Annotated in this window: 15 protein-coding genes; 5 read left to right on the top strand and 10 right to left on the bottom strand. The window is 68.0% G+C overall.

The window, feature by feature from the left end; translation table 11 throughout:
* The first annotated feature begins 10 nt into the window (after positions 1-10).
* Positions 11-2,356, top strand: coding sequence for a phosphomannomutase/phosphoglucomutase (locus tag AC5P7R_RS06065; protein WP_227852664.1), 2,346 nt, complete (start codon positions 11-13; stop codon positions 2,354-2,356).
* Between the two features lie 315 nt (positions 2,357-2,671).
* Here AC5P7R_RS06065 and AC5P7R_RS06060 read toward each other — a convergent pair whose 3' ends face one another.
* The 8 genes from AC5P7R_RS06060 to pyrE all read right to left on the bottom strand — a co-directional run bounded on the left by AC5P7R_RS06060 (position 2,672) and on the right by pyrE (position 12,169).
* Positions 2,672-3,385: a response regulator transcription factor gene (locus AC5P7R_RS06060; protein WP_227854328.1), complete on the bottom strand. Its 714-nt coding sequence runs from the start codon at positions 3,383-3,385 to the stop codon at positions 2,672-2,674.
* Entirely contained in the window at positions 3,366-6,026 is a 2,661-nt protein-coding gene (locus AC5P7R_RS06055) for an ATP-binding protein (protein ID WP_010486887.1), read from the bottom strand. Before AC5P7R_RS06055 ends, AC5P7R_RS06060 begins: the two co-directional genes overlap by 20 nt.
* A gap of 51 nt (positions 6,027-6,077) precedes the next feature.
* Positions 6,078-6,728: a potassium-transporting ATPase subunit KdpC gene (gene kdpC / locus AC5P7R_RS06050; protein ID WP_049412120.1), complete on the bottom strand. Its 651-nt coding sequence runs from the start codon at positions 6,726-6,728 to the stop codon at positions 6,078-6,080.
* Positions 6,725-8,782: a potassium-transporting ATPase subunit KdpB gene (gene kdpB / locus AC5P7R_RS06045; RefSeq protein WP_478436163.1), complete on the bottom strand. Its 2,058-nt coding sequence runs from the start codon at positions 8,780-8,782 to the stop codon at positions 6,725-6,727. The genes kdpC and kdpB overlap by 4 nt, the downstream gene beginning before the upstream one ends.
* 10 nt (positions 8,783-8,792) lie before the next feature.
* A complete protein-coding gene (gene kdpA / locus AC5P7R_RS06040; protein WP_010486881.1) occupies positions 8,793-10,502 on the bottom strand; it encodes a potassium-transporting ATPase subunit KdpA in 1,710 nt (569 codons plus the stop codon).
* A 12-nt stretch (positions 10,503-10,514) separates the two neighbouring features.
* The gene (locus AC5P7R_RS06035; protein ID WP_005407770.1) at positions 10,515-10,607 is read right to left on the bottom strand and encodes a potassium-transporting ATPase subunit F; all 93 of its coding nucleotides are present in this window, start codon (positions 10,605-10,607) and stop codon (positions 10,515-10,517) included.
* 221 nt (positions 10,608-10,828) lie between these two features.
* Complete coding sequence (locus AC5P7R_RS06030) at positions 10,829-11,491, bottom strand: hypothetical protein (RefSeq protein ID WP_478436164.1); 663 nt, start codon at positions 11,489-11,491, stop codon at positions 10,829-10,831.
* An 18-nt stretch (positions 11,492-11,509) separates the two neighbouring features.
* Entirely contained in the window at positions 11,510-12,169 is a 660-nt protein-coding gene (gene pyrE, locus AC5P7R_RS06025; protein ID WP_010486876.1) for an orotate phosphoribosyltransferase, read from the bottom strand.
* Between the two features lie 162 nt (positions 12,170-12,331).
* Here pyrE and AC5P7R_RS06020 point away from each other — a divergent pair, with 162 nt between their 5' ends.
* The 3 genes from AC5P7R_RS06020 to AC5P7R_RS06010 all read left to right on the top strand — a co-directional run bounded on the left by AC5P7R_RS06020 (position 12,332) and on the right by AC5P7R_RS06010 (position 14,810).
* Positions 12,332-13,132 carry an exodeoxyribonuclease III gene (locus tag AC5P7R_RS06020; protein WP_021203125.1) on the top strand — a complete coding sequence of 267 codons (801 nt, stop codon included), beginning with the start codon at positions 12,332-12,334 and terminating at the stop codon, positions 13,130-13,132.
* The gene (locus AC5P7R_RS06015; RefSeq protein WP_019661780.1) at positions 13,129-14,502 is read left to right on the top strand and encodes an AmpG family muropeptide MFS transporter; all 1,374 of its coding nucleotides are present in this window, start codon (positions 13,129-13,131) and stop codon (positions 14,500-14,502) included. Before AC5P7R_RS06020 ends, AC5P7R_RS06015 begins: the two co-directional genes overlap by 4 nt.
* Before the next feature lie 77 nt (positions 14,503-14,579).
* Positions 14,580-14,810 (top strand): hypothetical protein, encoded by a 231-nt coding sequence (locus AC5P7R_RS06010; RefSeq protein WP_005407775.1) that lies wholly within the window; start codon positions 14,580-14,582, stop codon positions 14,808-14,810.
* A gap of 79 nt (positions 14,811-14,889) precedes the next feature.
* Here AC5P7R_RS06010 and AC5P7R_RS06005 read toward each other — a convergent pair whose 3' ends face one another.
* Both AC5P7R_RS06005 and AC5P7R_RS06000 read right to left on the bottom strand, forming a co-directional pair.
* Positions 14,890-16,017 carry an anhydro-N-acetylmuramic acid kinase gene (locus AC5P7R_RS06005; RefSeq protein WP_111101789.1) on the bottom strand — a complete coding sequence of 376 codons (1,128 nt, stop codon included), beginning with the start codon at positions 16,015-16,017 and terminating at the stop codon, positions 14,890-14,892.
* Positions 16,018-16,082: 65 nt separating this feature from the next.
* A complete protein-coding gene (locus tag AC5P7R_RS06000) occupies positions 16,083-17,555 on the bottom strand; it encodes a M23 family metallopeptidase (protein ID WP_021203123.1) in 1,473 nt (490 codons plus the stop codon).
* Between the two features lie 167 nt (positions 17,556-17,722).
* On the opposite strand from AC5P7R_RS06000, the gene tyrS reads away from it, so the two are divergent.
* On the top strand, positions 17,723-18,934 hold the full coding sequence (gene tyrS / locus AC5P7R_RS05995) for a tyrosine--tRNA ligase (RefSeq protein WP_111097656.1): 1,212 nt from the start codon (positions 17,723-17,725) through the stop codon (positions 18,932-18,934).
* The last annotated feature ends 460 nt before the right edge of the window (positions 18,935-19,394 follow it).

Below are 19,394 nucleotides of genomic sequence, written 5' to 3'. Positions count from 1 at the left end.
GGGGACATCGATGAGCGGCATCGGGGAAGGACAGCGGGGACGGTCGTTGGGACGCAGTGCACCACTACTGGGGGTGCTGCTGGTCCTGCTGGCCGGCTGGTTTGGATGGAGCGCGGTGCAGCAATGGCGCCAGGAGGCCAACGGCCAGGCGCTGGAAGCTGCGCGCGACCAGGCTGTGCAGGGCCTGCAGGAGGCCGCCGCCGGCCAGCTGAAGCAGCTGCAGCAGCAGCTGAAGAACGAGCGCGTGCAGCAGGCGCTGCAGGCCGGCGATGCCGCTGCGGCGGCACTCGCGGTCCGCGAGAGCTGGACCGGCGTCGAGCATGCTGAAGTGCTGACCGCCGATCTGGCCAATGCCTACGCCGACCCGGCCACGTTCGGCTATGCCCGCCTGGCGTTGCTGGAAGGAGCGCTTGCCGAGGCCGGCCCCAGCCTGCGCGTGGTCCGCGATGGGGGTGGCAATCGTCTTGGCCTGGCGGCACCGGTGCCGCTGGGCAGCCTGGGCCCGGCAGTGCTCTACGTGCGCCAGCCATTGCTGCGCCTGACCTCGCCGCTGGACCAGGTGAGTGCGCCATCGGCCGGTTTCCTTGGCCTGCGCCAGGGCGCGCATGACCTCGTCGCCCTGGGCGATGCCAGCCTGGCCGAAAGTGCCGAAGTCCTGGCGCGGCCGATCCCGGGTACCCCGTTGCGGCTGGTGGCCGCGGTACCCAATATCGAACCCGGTCCGCTGGGCCTGGGTTCGCTGGTCAGCGCCATCGTTGCGCTGCTGCTGGCGTTCATCGCCGTACTGCTGGTGGTGGGTCGCGGCCGCCTGCCGAAGACGCTGCCGCTGCCGCGGCGTGCGGCCGTGGCGGAAGCGGATCATGGCCCGACCCTGAGCGAGAGCCTGCAGATGGCGCCGCCGCCGGTGGCCGGGGCCAGCACCACTGAAAGTGCACCGCCGCCCCCGCCGCCGGTTCCGGCCGAGGAACTGGCGGCCGGTATCTTCCGCGCCTACGACATCCGCGGCGTGGTGGGCAGCCAACTGACGCCGAAGACCGCCGCGCTGATCGGCCAGGCCATCGGTACCGTGGCACTGGAGCAGGGCCTGCGCGAGGTGGTGATCGGTCGCGATGGCCGCCTGTCCGGCCCGGAACTGGCCGCAGGATTGGCCGAGGGCCTGCGCCGCGCCGGTTGTGCGGTGATCGACATCGGCCTGGCGCCGACTCCGGTGGTGTACTACGCCGCCTTCCACCTGCGTACCGGCACCTGCGTGGCGGTGACCGGCAGTCATAACCCGCCCGAGTACAACGGTTTCAAGGTGGTCATCGGCGGCGAGACGCTGTCCGGCGATGCCATCACCGATCTCTACGCGCGCATCGTCGAGGGCCGCCTGGTACAGGCTGCGGAGCCGGGCGATTACCAGCAGCGCGATGTCAGTGCCGACTACATCCAGCGCATCGCCGACGACGTGCAGCTGGACCGTCCGCTGAAGGTCGTGGTCGATGCCGGCAACGGCGTGGCCGGCGCACTGGCACCGCAACTGCTGGAAGCCATCGGTGCTGAAGTCATTCCGCTGTACTGCGATGTCGACGGTACCTTCCCCAACCATCATCCCGACCCGAGCGAACCGGCCAACCTGGAAGACCTGGTGCAGACGGTCAAGCGCTTCGGGGCCGACCTCGGCGTCGCCTTCGATGGCGATGGCGACCGGTTGGGCGTGGTCAGTGCTGACGGCAAAATCATCTATGCCGACCGCCTGCTGATGCTGTTCGCCGCCGACGTGCTGATGCGCAACCCCGGCGCGATGGTGATCTACGACGTGAAGTGCACCGGCAAGCTGTCCGACCACGTGCTGCGCAATGGTGGCAGCCCGCTGATGTGGAAGACCGGGCATTCGCTGATGAAGGCGAAGATGCGCGAGACCGATGCCGAACTGGCTGGCGAGATGAGCGGCCACTTCTTCTTCAAGGAGCGCTGGTTCGGTTTCGACGATGGCCTGTATGCGGCGGCGCGCCTGCTGGAGATCCTGGCCCAGCGCGAGGAGACCCCGGACGAGGTACTGGCCGAGCTGCCGGAGATGGTGGCCACGCCGGAACTGAAGGTGCCGGTGGCCGACGGCACGCCGCATGCGCTGGTGGCGATGCTGGTGGCGGCGGCACAGTCGCCGGACAACCCGTATGTCGGCGGCCGACTGTCGACCATCGACGGCCTGCGCGTGGACTTCCCCGATGGCTGGGGCCTGGTGCGGGCCTCCAACACCACGCCGGTGCTGGTGCTGCGCTTCGAGGGCAACGACGAGGCCGCACTGGAACGCATCCAGGCGCTGTTCCGCAGCCAGCTGCAGCCGGTGCTGGGCGACACCCCGCTGGGGTTCTGAGGTGGGGCCGGGCGGCGCCCGGCACCCGCCGAATCAACGTCAACGTCAAAGGCCGGCTATCCGTAGGATGCGGGGTGGGTCCGGTTACGGGGGACGCTGCAAGTACGTCCATGTAAGCTCGGTCGCCGCATCCATGCGGCTCACGCCCCCGCAACCGGACCCACCCCGCCTTCGACAGATTCCCGCGATCTGTCCGAACCGCATGAACTGCTCTTGGTAGGTGTCGACCTTGGTCGACACAGCAGAGATCCACGCCATGCGTGGATGCTCTTCCGCATTTGCTTTGGTAGGTGCCGACCGTTGGTCGGCACACCCTCACCCCTTGAACCGCAATCCCACGCCCGGCTCGGTGAACAGGTAGCGCGAATCCAGCGCTGAATCACCCAGCTTGTGCCGCAATTTGCCGACCAGGATGCGCAGGTAATGGGTGTCGTGCTGGTGGGTCGGCCCCCAGATCTCCTGCAGGATCTGCGGCTGGGTCACCACCCGGCCCGCGTTGCGCAGCAGCAGTGACAGCAGCGCGTATTCCTTGCGGGTCAACGCCACCGGCTCACCCTGCAGGGCCACTTCGCGGCGCACCAGATCCACGTGCAGGTGGCCATCGTCAAAAATCGGTGGCGTGCCATCAATCGGTACGCTGCGCGTGCGCAGCAGCGCCCGCACGCGCGCCATCAGTTCCTGCGTGCCGAACGGCTTGGTCACGTAGTCGTTGGCGCCGGTATCCAGTGCGCGCACCTTCTCGGCTTCGCCGGCGCGCACGGTCAGCATGATCACCGGCACCTGGCTCCACTGGCGCAGCTGTTCCAGGACCTCGTGGCCTTCCATGTCCGGCAGGCCGATATCCAGGATCACCAAGTCCATGTCCTCGCTGGCGGCCAGCTGCAGGCCTTCCTGGCCGGTGGCGGCCTGCCGCACCTGGTAGCCTTGCGCGCGCAGGCTGATGTCCAGGAACCGGCGGATCTGGGTTTCATCATCGATCACCAGCACGCGCGCGGCCGGCACGCTGGCATCAATCGGGGTCGGGCTCATCGTGGGAGGCTGGCTTGAGCAGGGGCAGGGTGATGCGGATCAGGGTACCGCGACCGTCGCGTCCGGGCAGCGCCTGCACGCTGCCGCCATGCGCGCCGATCATGCCCTGGCAGATGGTCAGGCCCAGGCCGGTGCCGTGGCGGCCGCGGTCGCCGCGCTCGACGCTGTAGAACATGTCGAAGATGCGCGCACGCTCGTCATCGGGAATGCCGGGGCCGGCATCGATCACGTCGATGCGCAGCTGGCCGTCCAGCTCGCGCGCCTGCACCTGCACGGCGGCATCGGGCGGCGAGAACTTGGCCGCGTTTTCCATCACATTGAACACGGCCTGCTCGACCAGCGCCGGGTGCACCCAGATCGGCGCCAGCGTGGAGGGAATATCCAGCTCCAGCCGTACCTTGGGCTGGTAGCGCTGCAGGCGCCGCGCCGCCGAGCCGATCAGTTCGTCCACGCCGATCCAGTCGCGGTTGATCTTCAATCCTTCGTGGCCGAGGCGGGTCATGTCCAGCAGGTTCTGGATGTAGCGGTCCAGCCGTTCGCCCTCGACCAGGATGGTGTCCAGCAGGGCACGGCGATCGGCTGTATCCATCGCCGTACCGTAGCTGGCCAGGCTGTCGGCCGAACCGATCATCGCCGCCAGCGGCGAGCGCAGATCGTGCGATACCGAAGAGAGCAGGGCCGAGCGCAATCGCTCGGTCTCGTTGCTGACGTGGGCCTGTTCCAGTTCGGCCACCAGCCGCGTGCGCAGCGCGGCCTGCGCGATGTCATCCACCATCGCTTCGGCCAGCTGCCGCTGCTCGGGCAGCAGGCGCGCCTGCGCGCCGGGCAGGTACAGGCCGGCCACGCCGATCGCGCGGTCTTCGCCATCCAGCAGCGGCAGGAACCACCATTGCGCGCCGGCCAGAGTGTCGGTGAAGCGGCCGCTGGGCTGGCCGTGGCGCAGCGCCCAGTCGGCGGCGGCCAGATCGGTATCGCCAGGCTGGCTGCGGCCACCGGTTGCGGTATCGGCGCCGATCCGCAGCCACGCCGGCACGTCCATGGCCTGTTCCAGTGCATGCCGACCCGCCTGCGCCACCTCTCCGTTGCCGGCGGCACTGGCCAGCTGGCGGCCCAACTGCTGGCGCGCACGCGCATGGCGGTTGGCGGCACGCAGCGCGATCACCTGCATGCGCAGGCGCGAGGCCAGGCGTCCGGCCACCAGCGCGGCGGCCAGGAACAGGAACACGGTGATCACGCCCTGGCGCGCGCCGATGGCGAAGGTGAAGCGTGGCGCGATGAACAGGAAGTTGTAGGCCAGGAAGCACAGGATCGCCGCCATCACCGCCACGCTGGCGCGGGTGCGCGCCGCCACCAGCACCACCGCGACGATGAACACCATCGACAGGTCGGCCATGCCCACCCAGTGTTCGGCCAGCCACGCCACCGCACAGGCCAGCGCGGTAGCGATCAGGGCTTGTGCCGGTTCATGACTGATACCGCGCATTGGCGGCAGCAGGCTCTCGCGGCGCGAGCGTGCGCGTGCCTGCGGTGTGCTGATGATGGTGATCTCGTAATGCGCGCCACGCTGGATCAGCTGCTGGGTCAGGGTGCGGTTGAACATCCGTGCCAGTGGACGTTCGCGGGTCCGGCCCAGCACCAGGGTCGACACGCCGTTGTGTGCGGCATGGTCGAGCAGGGCATCGGCGATGCTCGATCCATGCAGCAGTTCGGCGTCGCCGCCCAGGCGCCTTGCCAGCGCAAAGGCCGCATCGATCTCGCGCCGGGTCGCCTCGTCCTGGCGCCGGCCCTGCACGGTCACTACCGTCCACGGCGCGTCACGGCGCTCTGCGATGCGCCGCGCCACGCGCACCAGGTATTCGCTCTGGCCGCCGCCATCAATGGCCACCAGAACGCCGCGACGCAGGGGCAGATTGCCTTCGCCACGCGCGGCGCGGGTTTCGCGCAGGCTGCTGTCGACGCGGTCGGCGGCCTCCTGCATCGCCAGTTCGCGCAGCGCGGTCAGGTTGGCCGGTGAGAAGAACGCCTGCAGTGCCTGTGCGGCCTGTTCGGGCACATAGACCTTGCCCTGCTGCAGGCGCGCGATCAGTTCGCGCGGCGGCAGGTCCACCAGCACGATGTCGTGCAGTCGGTCGAGCACACCGTCCGGCACGGTCTCGCTGACGCGTACGCCGGTGATGCGCATCACCACATCGTTGAGGCTTTCCAGATGCTGGATGTTGACCGTGGTCCAGACGTCAATGCCGGCGTCCAGCAGCTCCATCACGTCCTGCCAGCGGCGCTCATGGCGGCTGCCCGGCGCGTTGCGATGGGCCAGTTCATCCACCAGTACCAGCGCTGGGTGCCGCGCGAGCACGGCATCCAGGTCCATCTCCTGCAGGGTGTGGCCGTGGTAGGCCACCGCTTTCAGCGACAGCTGCGGCAGGCCCTCCAGCAGCGCCTGGGTATCGGCGCGGCCGTGGGTTTCCACCAGCCCCACCACCAGGTCAACGCCGCGGCGCAGCTGTTCCTGCGCGCGGGTCAGCATGGTGTAGGTCTTGCCCACGCCCGGCGCCGCGCCGAGGAACACGGTCAGCTTGCCGCCGGCTTCGCGTTGCAGGCCTTCGACCAGGGCATCGGCCTGGCGGGTACGCGCATCAGTCATGGGTGCCGCTGTCATGCCCGCCATTGTGCGCGCAGCCGGTGCAGGCCGGCATCACGGCGCCTTGGCCGCGTGGTCCAGCGCGAAGTTCAGCGTCACCACGTTCACCCGCGGCTGGCCGAACAGGCCCCACTGGCGGCCTTCGGTATGCGCCTGCACCAGCGCTTGTACGCGCGCCACCGGCAGGCCACGGGCACGCGCTACGCGTGCCACCTGCAGCTGAGCCGCCGCCGGCGACAGCTGCGGATCCAGGCCGCCTGCGGACTGGGTGACCAGATCCGCAGGCACCTGCGCCGGCGCGACACCTTCGCGTGCGGCTACCGCAGCCGTGCTGGCAGCCACGCGCTCGGCCAGTGCCGGGTTGCTGCGCGCCATGTTGGAACCGGCCGCGGCCATCGGGTCGTAGTTGGCGGCCGACGGGCGCGCCTGGAAGTAGCCGTCACCGGTGAACGGCTGCGACAGCCATGCCGAGCCGCGTACCTGGCCGTTGCCATCGCGCAGCAGGCTGCCCTCGGCCTGGGTCGGGTAGGCCAGGCCGGCGAAACCGGTGGCGATACCGGCGTAGACCGCGCCGGCCAGCAGCAGCGTGGCCAGGCCCAGGCCGATCGCCGGGCGCCAGCTTGCGCCATCCTGCAGGCTGGCCACGCGGGCCTCGGCCTTCTGTTCGCGCGGAAGGGAAGACGAAGTGGAAACAGTACGGTTCATGCGCCGAATACCAGGACAAGAAGGAGGTCGATCGCCTTGATTGCCGCGAACGGCAGCAGCACGCCGCCGAGGCCGTACACCAGCATGTTCCGGCGCAGCAGCGCCGTTGCGGTGGCCGGGCGGAAGCGCACGCCACGCAGGGCGAGCGGAATCAGGGCGGGAATCACCAGGGCGTTGAAGATCAGTGCTGCCAGCACCGCGTTGCGCGGGCTCGACAGCTGCATCACGTTCAGTGCGGCCATGGTCGGCACCGCGGCGGCGAACAGCGCCGGCAGGATCGCGAAGTACTTGGAGACGTCGTTGGCCAGCGAGAAGGTGGTCAGCGCGCCGCGGGTGATCAGCTGCTGCTTGCCCACTTCCACCACCGCCAGCAGCTTGGCCGGGTCCGAATCCAGGTCGACCATGTTGCCGGCCTCTTTCGCCGCCTGCGTGCCGGAGTTCATCGCCAGGCCGATGTCGGCCTGGGCCAGCGCCGGGGCGTCGTTGGTACCGTCGCCGACCATCGCCACCAGGCGGCCACCGGCCTGCTCCTGGCGGATGCGCGCCAGCTTGTCTTCCGGCCGCGCTTCGGCGATGTAGTCGTCCACACCGGCCTCGGCAGCGATGGCGGCGGCGGTCAGCGGGTTGTCACCGGTGATCATCACCGTGCGGATGCCCATCGCCCGCAGCTGCGCGAACTTCTCGCGCATGCCGTGCTTGACCACGTCCGACAGCTCGATCACGCCCAGCACGTGGCGGCCCTCGGCCACCACCAGCGGGGTGGCGCCGTTGCGCGCGACCTGCTCGACACGACCGGCCAGCTCGGCCGGCACGTTGCCGCCCAGCACCTGCACGTGGGCGCGGATCGCATCGGCGGCACCCTTGCGGATCTGCCGCCCATGTTCCAGGTCCACGCCGGACATGCGGGTCTGGGCAGTGAAGGCCAGGTAGTCGGCATGGTCCGGTTCGGCGGTGGCGCAGCCCTGTTCGCGCGCCAGGCGCACGATCGACTTGCCTTCCGGGGTCGGGTCGGCCAGCGAAGACAGCAGCGCCGCTTCACGCAGCTGGCTGGCATCGATACCGGCCAACGGATGGAAGTGGCTGGCCTGGCGGTCGCCGTAGGTGATGGTGCCGGTCTTGTCCAGCAGCAGCACATCCACGTCTCCAGCGACTTCCACCGCCTTGCCCGACTTGGCCAGCACGTTGGCGGCCAACGCACGGTTCATGCCGGCGATGCCGATGGCCGGCAGCAGCCCGCCGATGGTGGTCGGGATCAGGCAGACCAGCAGCGCGATCAGCAGCAGCGGATCGACCTGCACGCCTACCGCCGCGCCGATCGCCGGAAGCGTCGCCACCACCACCAGGAAGGTCAGCGTCATCGCCGCCAGCAGCAGGGTCAGCGCGATCTCGTTCGGGGTCTTCTGGCGGTTGGCACCCTCCACCAGGGCAATCATCCGGTCCAGGAAGCTGTGGCCCGGCTCGGCGGTCACCCGCACGATGATCTGGTCGGACAGCACCTTGGTGCCGCCGATCACACCGGAACGGTCGGTGCCAGCCTCGCGCAGCACCGGTGCCGATTCGCCGGTCACCGCCGCTTCGTTGATGGTGGCCAGGCCCTGCACGATCTCGCCGTCGGCCGGCACCAGCTCACCGGCACTGACGATCACATGGTCGCCCGGGCGCAGTTCGGCGGCGGGTACCTGGGTTTCGGCCGCGCCCGGCTGCGGCGCAGCCAGCCGGCGCGCCACCAGATCCTGGCGGGCACGGCGCAGCGAGGCGGCCTGGCCACGGCCGCGGGCTTCGGCCACGGCCTCGGCGAAGTTGCCGAACAGCACGGTCACCAGCAGGATCGCGGTCACCGCCAGGCCGAAGCCCAGCGGCGCATTGCCGGTCAGGGTGACGATCGCTGCCACGATCGTGCCGGCCATCACCACCGCCATCACCGGGCTGCGCACCAGATGCATCGGCGACAGCTTGCGCACCGCCTCGATCAGCGCACGGCGCAGGCCGGCGGCATCGAGCAGGGCAGGGCGCGGCGCATGGGAACTACGGGTTGAACTTGCATGACTACTCATGGGGGTGTCCTCAGTGCAGTCCCAGGCTCAGGTGGTCGGCAATCGGGCCGAGTACCAGCGCCGGCATGAACTGCAGCACGGTCAGGATGACGATCACCGAGACCAGGGTCAGGGCGAAGGTCGGCGTTTCGATCTGCAGGCTGCCGGCAGACTCCGGCGCCTGGCGCTTGGCGGCCAGCTGTGCGGCCACCACCAGCGGGATGATCAGCAGTGGGAAGCGGCCCAGCAGCAGCACCAGCGAGCAGCTCAGGTTCCACCACAGCGTGGCGTCACCCAGCCCTTCGAAGCCCGAACCGTTGTTGGCATAGGCCGAGACGTATTCGTAGAAGACCTGGCTGATGCCATGGAAGCCAGGGTTGGACGTGCCCGCCAGGCCGGGTACGGCCAGGGTGATCGCGGTGAACACCAGCAGGGTGATCGGCTGCAGCAGCACCAGCAGGGCCAACAGGCGGACCTGTGGCGTCTCCAGCTTGCGGCCGAACAGTTCCGGCGTGCGCCCGGTCATCAACCCGGCCAGGAACACGCCCAGCAGCAGGTACACGATGAACTGCTGCAGGCCACAACCGATGCCGCCCCAGATCGCGCTGACCAGCATGTTGACCATCGCGATGCCGCCACTGAGCGGCGCCAGCGAATCGTGCATGCCGTTGACCGAGCCGTTCGAGACCTGGGTGGTCACCGCCGCCCACAGCGCAGTGCCGTCGGCACCGAAGCGCACCTCTTTGCCTTCCATCAGCAACGGCGTGGCGGCGCTGGCGCTATGCCCTTCGCTCCACATCATCGCGCCGGTGGACAGCAGCGACATGCCCAGCATGCAACTGAACACCAGGGCGCCGAAGCGGCGCCGGCCGGTGAACGCGCCGATCATGAAGATCACCGCCATCGGCACCAGCAGGATGCCGACGATCTCCAGCGCGTTCGACAGCGGGGTCGGGTTCTCCAGCGGGAAGCTGCTGTTCGGCCCGTACCAGCCGCCACCGTTGGCACCCAGCTGCTTGGCCGCGACCATTGCCGCCACCGGGCCCAACGGCAGCTTCTGTCCGGCCATGCCGGCGCTGGCATCGATCGGCGTGGCCTGTGGCCCACCGGCCATCGTCGACGGCACGCCCTGGCTGGTCAGCACCAGTGTCCACACCAGGCACAGCGGCAACAGGAAGCGCACGCACAGGCGCACCACGTCCACGTAGTAGTTGCCCACCGCCACCTGGCGGTCATCGCCGCTACCGGTGGCGGCCGCAGCCTGCGGCGCACGCGAGAACAGCGCGCGCAGTGTCGCCACCGCCAGCGCCAGGCCCATCATCGGCGTCACCACCTGCAGGCCGGTGATGCCGGTCATCTGCGAGAGGTAGGACAGCTGCGCCTGGCCCGAATAGTGCTGCTGGTTGGTGTTGGTCAGGAACGAGATCATCGTGTGCAGCGCGGTGTCCCAGCGCATGTTCGGGATCTGATCCGGATTCAGCGGCAGCCAGGCCTGGGTCATGAACACCGCCTGGGTCAGCACCGCGACCACCACGTTGCTCAGGACGAAGGCCAGCACGTAGCCGCGCCAGGACATCGAACGTGCCGGATCAACACCGAACATCCGGTACAGCGGCTTCTCGATCCAGTGGAACAGCACGTCGACCTTCATCGGCGTGCCACGCATCACGCGGGCCAGGTACAGGCCCAGCGGCCACGCCAGCAGCAGGCTGGCGGCAATAATCACAAGCATCTCAGTCATGGCTGGCTCCGCTCAGAACGACTCGGGCCGCAGCACGACATAAAGAAGATAGGCGGCGGCGACCAGCACCAGCACGCCACACAACAACGACAGCCAGGGGGACATTGCAATAGCGTCCTGGTGGAACCCCTCCACCTCAGGTCGTCATCGTCGTCCTGCCGCCCATAAACGCACTACGCGCCGGACCGGGCCGACGCGTAAAGAGTGCATAAATTTCGTGGGCCAGGCCGTAACCAGGCGCCGACTACCGTAGAGCCGAGCCCATGCTCGGCTGCTCTTTCCCAAGGTCACGCGGAGCCGAGCATGGGCTCGGCTCTACAAGCGAATCACGGGGCCTGGCTCGCTGGTGCCACGCCCTTCAGCTCGCGATAGCGCTGCAGGGTGCTTTCAATTTCGGCCTTCAACGCCTGCTGCTGCTGCAGGAACCCGGCCTGCAGGCGCTGCTGCGCCTGCAGCTGCACGTGCCGCTGGCGGATCGCCTCGGCCTGCTTGTCGGCCACCTTGGCGCCGGCCAGTTCGCGATCACCGGCGGCCGACAGCAGGGCCACCAGCGACTCGCGCAGGCTGGTGACGTTGTACTCGGCCGTCTTCAGGTTGTTGTCCAGCACTTCCTGGCGCTCGGCGAACACCCGGCGCAGGTCGTCCTCGCTGCCATAGGTGGTCAGCATCGCCTGCTCGGTGCGCTGGCGGGTCTGCTCGGCCATCAGGTCCAGCTGCTGCTGCGCGGCCACCGTGCTGGCGGCGGCACGCTCTTCGTCGGTCAACGCGCGCTGGACCTGCGCATTGCGCAGGCCACTTTTCGCGTTGAATTCCTCGCGGGCATGGTTGACCGCATCGGCCGGCAGCGAATCACTGCAGATCCGCTCCTTGCCCTCGCTCCAGCAGTACAGCTTCTTCTCCACCTTGTCGCCACCCCGCGACTGCGCCGGCAGCGTGAACGGCATGGCCAGCAGCAGGCCGGCAAAGAGAACAGCAGGAACTCGGGACATGACCTTTCCCCTGGTCGGTCAGCGGATCGAACGGACGCCGTACTGGGCCCGGTAGGCTTCCAGCGGCTGCCGGTAGCCCACAAGTTCCGGGTTGCCGGAGGCGAAATCAAGCAGATCGGCCAGCGATGCCACGGCGATCACCGGAATGCCGGCCTCCTCGGCCACCGACTGCGCCGCCGAACGGCGATCGGTTTCCGAAGCGATCTCCTGGCGGTCAAGCGCCACCACGATGCCGGCGGGGGTGCCACCGGCAGCGCGAATGATGCCCAGCGCTTCGCGGATCGCGGTACCGGCGGTGATCACGTCGTCGACGATCAGCACGCGCTTGCCATTCATGTCGGCGCCGATCAGCTGGCCGCCTTCGCCATGGTCCTTGGCTTCCTTGCGGTTGAACGACAGCGGCAGGTCGCGGCCACGCTGGGCCAGCTCACAGGCCATCGCGGTGGCCAGCGGGATGCCCTTGTAGGCCGGGCCGAACACCACGTCGTACTTGATTCCGGTGGCATCGATGGCATCGGCGTAGCAGGCGCCAAGCTGCGACAGCAGCGAACCGGAGTCGAAACGACCGGCGTTGAAGAAATAGGGGCTCAGCCGGCCGGACTTGAGGGTGAACTGGCCGAAGCGCAGGGCGTCGGCGGTCAGGGCCAGCTGCAGGAAACGGTGGCGGTGGTCGCTCATCAAAACTCGATTCATCTTCATTTGGAGCATAAATCCTAATCCAGCTGGGCGTTTCGCGCTCGTCCGGACCCGTGTGAAGGGCGTCGCGGCCTGGCCGGGCAGACTGCGCAGCCCCGCGGGCAACCGGTATGCTTGCCCGGTTTCCTGTCGTAGGTCCCTTGCATGCGCATCATCAGTTTCAACGCCAATGGCATCCGTTCCGCCGCGACCAAGGGCTTCCTCGACTGGTTCCGTGCCCAGGACGCCGACGTCCTGTGCATCCAGGAGACCAAGGCCCAGGAAGACCAGCTGACCGACCCGATGTTCCGTCCAGACGGGCACCACTGCTTCTATCGCGACGCCATCACCAAGAAGGGCTACAGCGGCGTGGCGATCTACAGCAAGCGCGAGCCGGACCAGGTCATCACCTCGCTGGGCTGGGCCCCGTTCGACGACGAAGGCCGCTATATCGAGGCACGCTACGGCAACCTCAGCGTGGTCTCCTTCTACATCCCGTCCGGCAGCTCGGGCGACCTGCGCCAGGGCTTCAAGTTCGAAGTGATGGAATGGCTGCGGCCGATCCTGGAGGAGTGGGCGCGCAGCGGCCGCGACTACGTGCTGTGCGGCGACTGGAACATCGTGCGTTCGGCGCTGGACATCAAGAACTGGAAGTCCAACCAGAAGAATTCCGGCTGCCTGCCGGAGGAGCGCGACTGGCTCAACGCCCTGTGCGCCGACCATGGCCAGGCCGCCGATGTCGCCGCCGGCCGTGGCTGGGCCGATGCCTACCGCCTGCTCAACCCCACCGGCGAGGATTACACTTGGTGGAGCAACCGCGGCGCCGCCCGTGCCAACAATGTCGGTTGGCGTATCGACTACCAGTTCATCACCCCGGGCCTGCGCGACAAACTGCGTAGCTGTTCGATCTACCGCGACGAGCGCTTCTCCGACCACGCCCCGTTCACCGTGGACTACGACCTGTGACCGAGGCCGCCAAGCCACGCCGACCGTGGCAGCAGGTGTTGTCCAACCTGAGCCAGCGCAAGGTGCTGGCGATGCTGCTGCTCGGTTTCAGTTCGGGCCTGCCCATCTATCTGGTGGGCAACACGCTCGGCTTCTGGATGCGCAAGGAAGGCATCGAGCTGAGCACGATCGGTTTCCTGTCATGGGTCGGGTTGGCCTACACCATGAAGTTCCTGTGGGCGCCGATCGTCGACAAGACCGACGTGCCTCTGTTCGGTCGTTTCGGCCGCCGCCGCGGCTGGATGCTGCTGTCGCAGCTGGTCGTGGTGGTGGGGCTGGTCGGCATGGCACTGGTCCAGCCCAAGGGCGGCCAGATCCAGTTCCTGGGTGTCGACTGGCAGCACATCGTCGTATTCGGCGTGATGGCCGTGATCGTGGCGTTTGCTTCGGCCACCCAGGACATCGTCATCGATGCCTGGCGCATCGAAAGCGCTGACAACAGCGAGCAGCTCGGCCTGCTGACCTCATCCTCGGCGCTGGGCTACCGCACTGCCTTGCTGGTCACCGATGCGCTGATCCTGATCATAGCGGCCCGTGTCGGCTGGCAGGTCTCCTACGAGATCATGGCCGTGCTGATGGCGCTTGGCGTGGTGGCCGTGCTCATGGCCCGCGAGCCCGCGCGGGAAGTGGCTGCCGTGCAGGCACAGGCGACCTCGCTGTGGACGCCACGCGGTCTGTTCGACGCCGTGGCCGGGCCGTTCATCGCCTTCGTCCGCGAACACCGCAGCGGCGCGATCCTGATCCTGGTGGCCATCAGCATCTATCGCATGGCCGACTTCGTCATGGGGCCGATGGCCAACCCCTTCTATGTCGATCTCGGCCTGGACGAGGACACCGTGGGCGCCGTGCGTGGCTCGGTGGGCCTGGTCGCGACCTTCGTCGGCATTGCTGCGGCGGGCCTGGTTTCGGTGCGCTGGGGCGTGCTGGCGGCGCTGATGGTGGGCGCCGTGCTGGGGCCGGCCTCCAACCTGGCGTTTGCCTGGCTGGCCTATTCCGGCCCGGACACAACCCATTTCGCCGTGGCCATGGCCATCGACAACTTCGCCAGCGGTTTCGCCGGTACGGCGCTGATCGCCTATATGTCCAGCCTGACCAGCATCGGATACACGGCAACCCAGTACGCGCTGCTGAGCTCGTTCTACGCGATGCCCGGCAAGGCGCTCAAGGGGCTCTCGGGGTGGTCGGTACAGGCGCTCGCACAAGGCCGGACGCTGCTGGAAGGCTACGCGCTGTTCTTCGTCGGTACCGCGCTGGTGGCGATCCCGGTGGTGATCCTGTGCGCCCTGCTGATCCTGCAGCAGCGTCGTCGCCAGGCCGCCAGCTCGACCTGATTGCCTGCCCGTCCGGTCTGCGGGATCATCGCCCCGACGCGCCGAGGGGGCGGTGCCTTGCGAACGGGGAAGCGAGCATGGCCGACGTTGTGCTGCGGGACCTGGACCCGCTGCTGCTGGAACGCATCAAACGCGTCGCGGTCGCCCGCGGCTGGACTCACGAACAGACCTGCGCCGCCTTGCTGGAGCAGGGCCTGTTCAGCAGTGAACTGGAGGTCCGCTCCGGCTTCGGCGATCCCGAAGTGGACGCACTCTCCGACGCCATCGCCGCCCTGCAGGCCCTGCCGGCAGGGCAGGGCTTCGATTAGCGGCCGCGCCGCAATGCTGTAGAGCCGAGCCCACGCGCGGCTGCCCGGTAGATCCACGCCATGCGTGGATGGCGCCAGCTCACGCCAGGTGGATCGCCCCCAGGATCCGCGGCCCCTTGGCCCCGGTCACGCTCGGCAGGTTGCCGGCCAGTCCCTCCATGGTCCGCTGCGCCAGCCACGCAAAACCCATCGCCTCCACGTATTCCGGGTCCAGCCCGTGTACCGCGCTGGACTCCACCTGCACTCCCGGCAGCCGCGCCGCCAGGCGCGTCATCAGCTGCCGGTTGCGTACCCCGCCGCCACAGACCAGCAGGCGCCGGGTCTGCGGCTGCTGCGTCAGCAGCGCATCGGCCACGGTTGCCACGGTCAGCTCCAGCAGGGTGGCCTGCACATCGGCGGCGGCGTACTGGCCTTCCCCCATGTGCGCCTCGGCCCAGGCCAGGTGGAACTGCTCGCGCCCGGTGCTCTTCGGCGGCGGCAGCGCGAACCACGGGTCCGAACGCCAGCCGGCAAGCAGGCCCTCGTCCACCGCGCCGCTGGCGGCGTAGGCGCCGTCGGCATCAAAGGTGCGGCCGGTATGGCGCTGGCACCAGGCATCCATCAACGCGTTGGCCGGGCCGGTATCGAAGCCACGCACCGCACCTTCGCGCGGGATCAGGGTCAGGTTGGCGATGCCGCCCAGGTTGAGCACCGCGCGGTCCTCATCGGCGGTGCCCAGCATGCCCAGGTGAAAGGCCGGCATCAGCGGTGCGCCATGGCCACCGGCTGCCAGGTCGCGGCGGCGGAAGTCGGACACCGTGGTGATTCCGGTCAGCTCGGCGATGCGGTTGCCGTCGCCCAGCTGCACGGTGAACGCCGGATCGGCCAGCGGGCGGTGGCGCACGGTCTGGCCGTGCGAGCCGATCGCGCGCACCTGGCTGCGGTCCACGCCGGCTTCGGCCAGCAGCTGGTTGGCCGACTCGGCGAAGTTGATCGCGATGCGCGCATCCAGCTCGCCGAGTTCCTCCAGCGAGTCCAGCGGGCCGCCTTCACCCAGCGCCACCAGCCGCGCACGCAGCACCGGCTCCCAGCGGGCGGTCAACCCGTGCACGAAGCGGCAGCCCCCGTCGGCGGGAAACTGCACCAGCGCGGCATCGATGCCGTCGGCGCTGGTGCCCGACATCAGGCCAAGGTACAGGGGAGCGTCAGCGTCGGCAGGTGTGTTCATGGCAGGCATAAAAAAAGGACGCGGCAAGCTTGTGCTGCCGCGTCCTTCTTCGTCAACGAAGGGGCTCAGCCGCGCTTGCGGCCGGTTGCCTGCTTGTCCTTGGCGCTGGCAACCTCGGTGGCGGCCTCGTCGCGGCTGGTCGGTGCCGGGCTGGCATCGGCGTAGATCAGCTTCTCCATGCCCTGGATGCGGGCCATCGCCGGCGCGGTCTGCGCGCGGAAGGCGACCAGCTCGGCGCCCTTCAGCGGCTCCGGCGGCGGCATGGTCACGGTCAGCGGGTTGCGGTGCTCGCCGTTGACGCGGAATTCGTAGTGCAGGTGGGGGCCGGTGGCCAGGCCGGTCGAGCCGACGTAGCCGATCACCGTGCCCTGGGCCACGCGCTGGCCGGTCTTGATGTTCGCAAAGCGCGACATATGCCCGTACAGGGTGGTATGGCCGCGGCCGTGATCGAGGATCACCACGTTGCCATAGCCGCGCTGCACGCCGGCGAACTGCACGCGGGCGTCGCCGGCGGCCATGATCGGGGTGCCGGTGCGCGCGGCGTAGTCCACCCCCTTGTGCATGCGCATCTTGCCCAGCACCGGGTGCTTGCGCGCGCCGAAGGTCGAGCTCAGCCGCGCGAACGGAATCGGCATGCGGATGAAGCTCTTCTTCAACGAACGGCCGTTGATGTCGTAGTACTCGGCCTTGCCGTTGCGGTCGAAACGGAAGCCGGAATAGGTCTTGCCGCCGGTGGTGAAGGTCGCCGCCAGGATCTTGCTGGTGTCCACCTTCTCGCCTTCGCGCCAGGTTTCATCCATCACCACGCTGAAGCGGTCGCCCGGCTGCAGGTCCTTGGAGAAGTCGATGTCGTACTTGAAGATCTCGTCGGTCATCGTCGCGATCGCCGAGGGCGACAGCCCGGCCCGCCGGGCCGCGGCATACAGCGAACTGGTGATCTCGCCGCTGGTGACCACGGTGCGCGTGGAGGTCTCGCGTCGGGTCACCTTCTCCTTGATGTCATCGCCAACCAGGCTCAGTTCCACCCGGTTGTCGGCATCGCGGTCGAAACGGATGCTGCGCAGGTCGCCGGACAGCGGCATGTCGAAGGCTATCTCGGCACCGGGGCGCAGCTTGGTCAGCGCCTCGCGCGCCCCCGGGTGGTCCAGTACCCGGTGCAGGGTGGTGGCCGGAATGCCGGCCTTGTCGAACAGGTCGCTCAGGGTCTGGCCACGCTGCACGCGCAGCACCTGCCAGCTGTCGCCCGGCACCTGCTGCTGGCGGGCCATGGTCAGCGGCGGCAACGGCAGTGCCAGGCTGGTATGGCTGTCGGCAAAGGGGGCGTCGATGGTGTGCGAGAAGCCCGGCACGATCGTCGCCACCAGGGCGCCGATGGTGGCAAACAGGCTGGCATGCACCCAGTGGCGGCGGGTCCAGCGCTCATTGAAGGCCGCGGGAAGGTGTTGCCTGAGCTTCCGATGCAGGGCGTTGTCGTGCAGGACGTGGAGGCGTTCCTGGAAGCGCTGCTTGCGTGCGCGCCCTTGTTCGGAGTTGTGCATCGGCGGTTCTTTCCTTGCAGCCCGGGAGCGCGGGCCTGATCGCCGGTTACCATAGACACCTGATAAAAGCGCGTCAAACCCTTGTGCCCATTGGCTTTTGTGAAGCCAATCGGGTTAACTTTGCTTTAACACCCCACAGAAGAATCGGCGTTGCCGGGAGTAGTCACGTGTCCTCGATTGAAGAAGCCCTTGCCCTGATCGGCCGCGGTGCCGACGAGATCCTCAAGCTCGAGGATCTGCGTGCGCGCCTGCAGGAAGGCCGCCCGCTACGGATCAAGGCCGGCTTCGACCCCACCGCCCCCGACCTGCACCTGGGCCATACGGTGCTGCTGAACAAGATGCGCCAGTTCCAGGACCTCGGCCACCAGGTCATTTTCCTGATCGGCGACTTCACCGGCATGATCGGCGACCCTTCCGGCAAGAGCCTGACCCGCAAGCCGCTCAGCCGCGACGATGTGCTGGCCAACGCCCGCACCTACGAGGAGCAGGTCTTCAAGGTGCTGGACCGCAGCCGTACCGAAGTCCGCTTCAACTCGGAGTGGTTCGGCAAGATGGGCGCGGCCGACATGATCCGTCTGGCCGGCCAGCACACCGTGGCGCGCATGCTCGAGCGCGACGATTTCGCCAAGCGCTATGCCGCCCAGCAGTCCATCGCCATCCATGAGTTCCTGTACCCGCTGGTGCAGGGCTACGACTCGGTGGCCCTGGAGGCCGACGTCGAACTCGGCGGCACCGACCAGAAGTTCAACCTGCTGATGGGCCGTGGCCTGCAGGAACACCACGGCCAGAAGCCGCAGGTGGTGCTGACCATGCCGCTGCTGGAAGGCCTGGACGGCGTCAACAAGATGTCCAAGTCGCTGGGCAACTACATTGGCATCAGCGAGCCGGCCATCGACATCGTCACCAAGACAATGAAGGTGGACGACACCCTGATGTGGCGCTGGATCGAGCTGCTGTCCTTCGACATCGGCCAGGCCGAGGCCGTGCAGCTGCGCGAGCAGGTGGCCAATGGCGGCCTGAACCCGCGCGTGGTCAAGCTGCGCCTGGCGCGTGAACTGGCCACCCGCTTCCATGACGCCGCGGCGGCCGAACAGGCGATCGCCGGTTGGGAAGCGGCGGTGACCGGGCAGGGCGACATCACCCAGCTGCCGCTGCAGGAGGTGGCGATTCCGGCCGAGGGCCTGCGCATCGCCGCGTTGCTGACCGCGGCCGGCCTGACTCCGAGCAACTCCGAAGCGAACCGCAAGCTCAAGGAGCGTGCGGTGAAGGTGGATGGCGAAGTGGTCGAAGACGGCCAGCAGGTGCTGCAGCCGGGCTTCGAAGGCCTGCTGCAGGTAGGCAAGCGCACCTTCGCCCGCGTACGCCTGATCGCTGCCTGACATCAAGGAAGGGCCGGCGCCAGCCGGCCCTTCCTTATGCTCTTGTAGAGCCAAGCCCACGCTCGGCTGCTCTTCACGGGGTCCTACCGCAGCGCGGCGCATGAACAGATGCAACATCCGGTGAAAAAAATCGCCACACCCCCTTCACAAATGATGGGAATGGGGACATACTTCTCCTCCCCCGTCGCAGGGGTCGCCACCAAGGGGCTTCAGCGACGCCAGGGCGCCCACCACCGCCGAACGAGATGATCGAACGAAGGTGTTGACGGACTGAAAAAGTCTGGCATAATGGGCGGCTCGCTACGAAGGAAACTTCGCGGCACACGGGAACGGCGCTGAGGCCACTTCCCCGGATCTTTGAAAGTATGCGCAGGTATCTTGTGAAGGCGCCTGCAGGAAGGATGATTGTCCATCTTGCAGACGTTTGATCAAGCAACTATTAATTGTTTTAAAGCAAGCG

It is taken from the genome of Stenotrophomonas sp. YJH_SMC_27 (assembly GCF_059369815.1).
The sequence above is the reverse complement of the archived record's forward strand: the minus strand, read 5'-3'. Positions and strand labels throughout refer to the sequence as shown.

Bases quoted from the DNA above. Each gene is read 5' to 3' on its own strand.
- kdpA (WP_010486881.1), bottom strand. From the start codon at position 10,502: ATGACTGAGATGCTTGTGATTATTGCCGCCAGCCTGCTGCTGGCGTGG.
- pyrE (WP_010486876.1), bottom strand. From the start codon at position 12,169: ATGAGCGACCACCGCCACCGTTTCCTGCAGCTGGCCCTGACCGCCGAC.
- AC5P7R_RS06000 (WP_021203123.1), bottom strand. From the start codon at position 17,555: ATGCACAACTCCGAACAAGGGCGCGCACGCAAGCAGCGCTTCCAGGAA.
- AC5P7R_RS06060 (WP_227854328.1), bottom strand. From the start codon at position 3,385: ATGAGCCCGACCCCGATTGATGCCAGCGTGCCGGCCGCGCGCGTGCTG.
- AC5P7R_RS06030 (WP_478436164.1), bottom strand. From the start codon at position 11,491: ATGTCCCGAGTTCCTGCTGTTCTCTTTGCCGGCCTGCTGCTGGCCATG.
- AC5P7R_RS06065 (WP_227852664.1), top strand. From the start codon at position 11: ATGAGCGGCATCGGGGAAGGACAGCGGGGACGGTCGTTGGGACGCAGT.
- AC5P7R_RS06005 (WP_111101789.1), bottom strand. From the start codon at position 16,017: ATGAACACACCTGCCGACGCTGACGCTCCCCTGTACCTTGGCCTGATG.
- AC5P7R_RS06020 (WP_021203125.1), top strand. From the start codon at position 12,332: ATGCGCATCATCAGTTTCAACGCCAATGGCATCCGTTCCGCCGCGACC.
- AC5P7R_RS06010 (WP_005407775.1), top strand. From the start codon at position 14,580: ATGGCCGACGTTGTGCTGCGGGACCTGGACCCGCTGCTGCTGGAACGC.
- kdpC (WP_049412120.1), bottom strand. From the start codon at position 6,728: ATGAACCGTACTGTTTCCACTTCGTCTTCCCTTCCGCGCGAACAGAAG.
- AC5P7R_RS06055 (WP_010486887.1), bottom strand. From the start codon at position 6,026: ATGACTGATGCGCGTACCCGCCAGGCCGATGCCCTGGTCGAAGGCCTG.
- AC5P7R_RS06035 (WP_005407770.1), bottom strand. From the start codon at position 10,607: ATGTCCCCCTGGCTGTCGTTGTTGTGTGGCGTGCTGGTGCTGGTCGCC.
- kdpB (WP_478436163.1), bottom strand. From the start codon at position 8,782: ATGAGTAGTCATGCAAGTTCAACCCGTAGTTCCCATGCGCCGCGCCCT.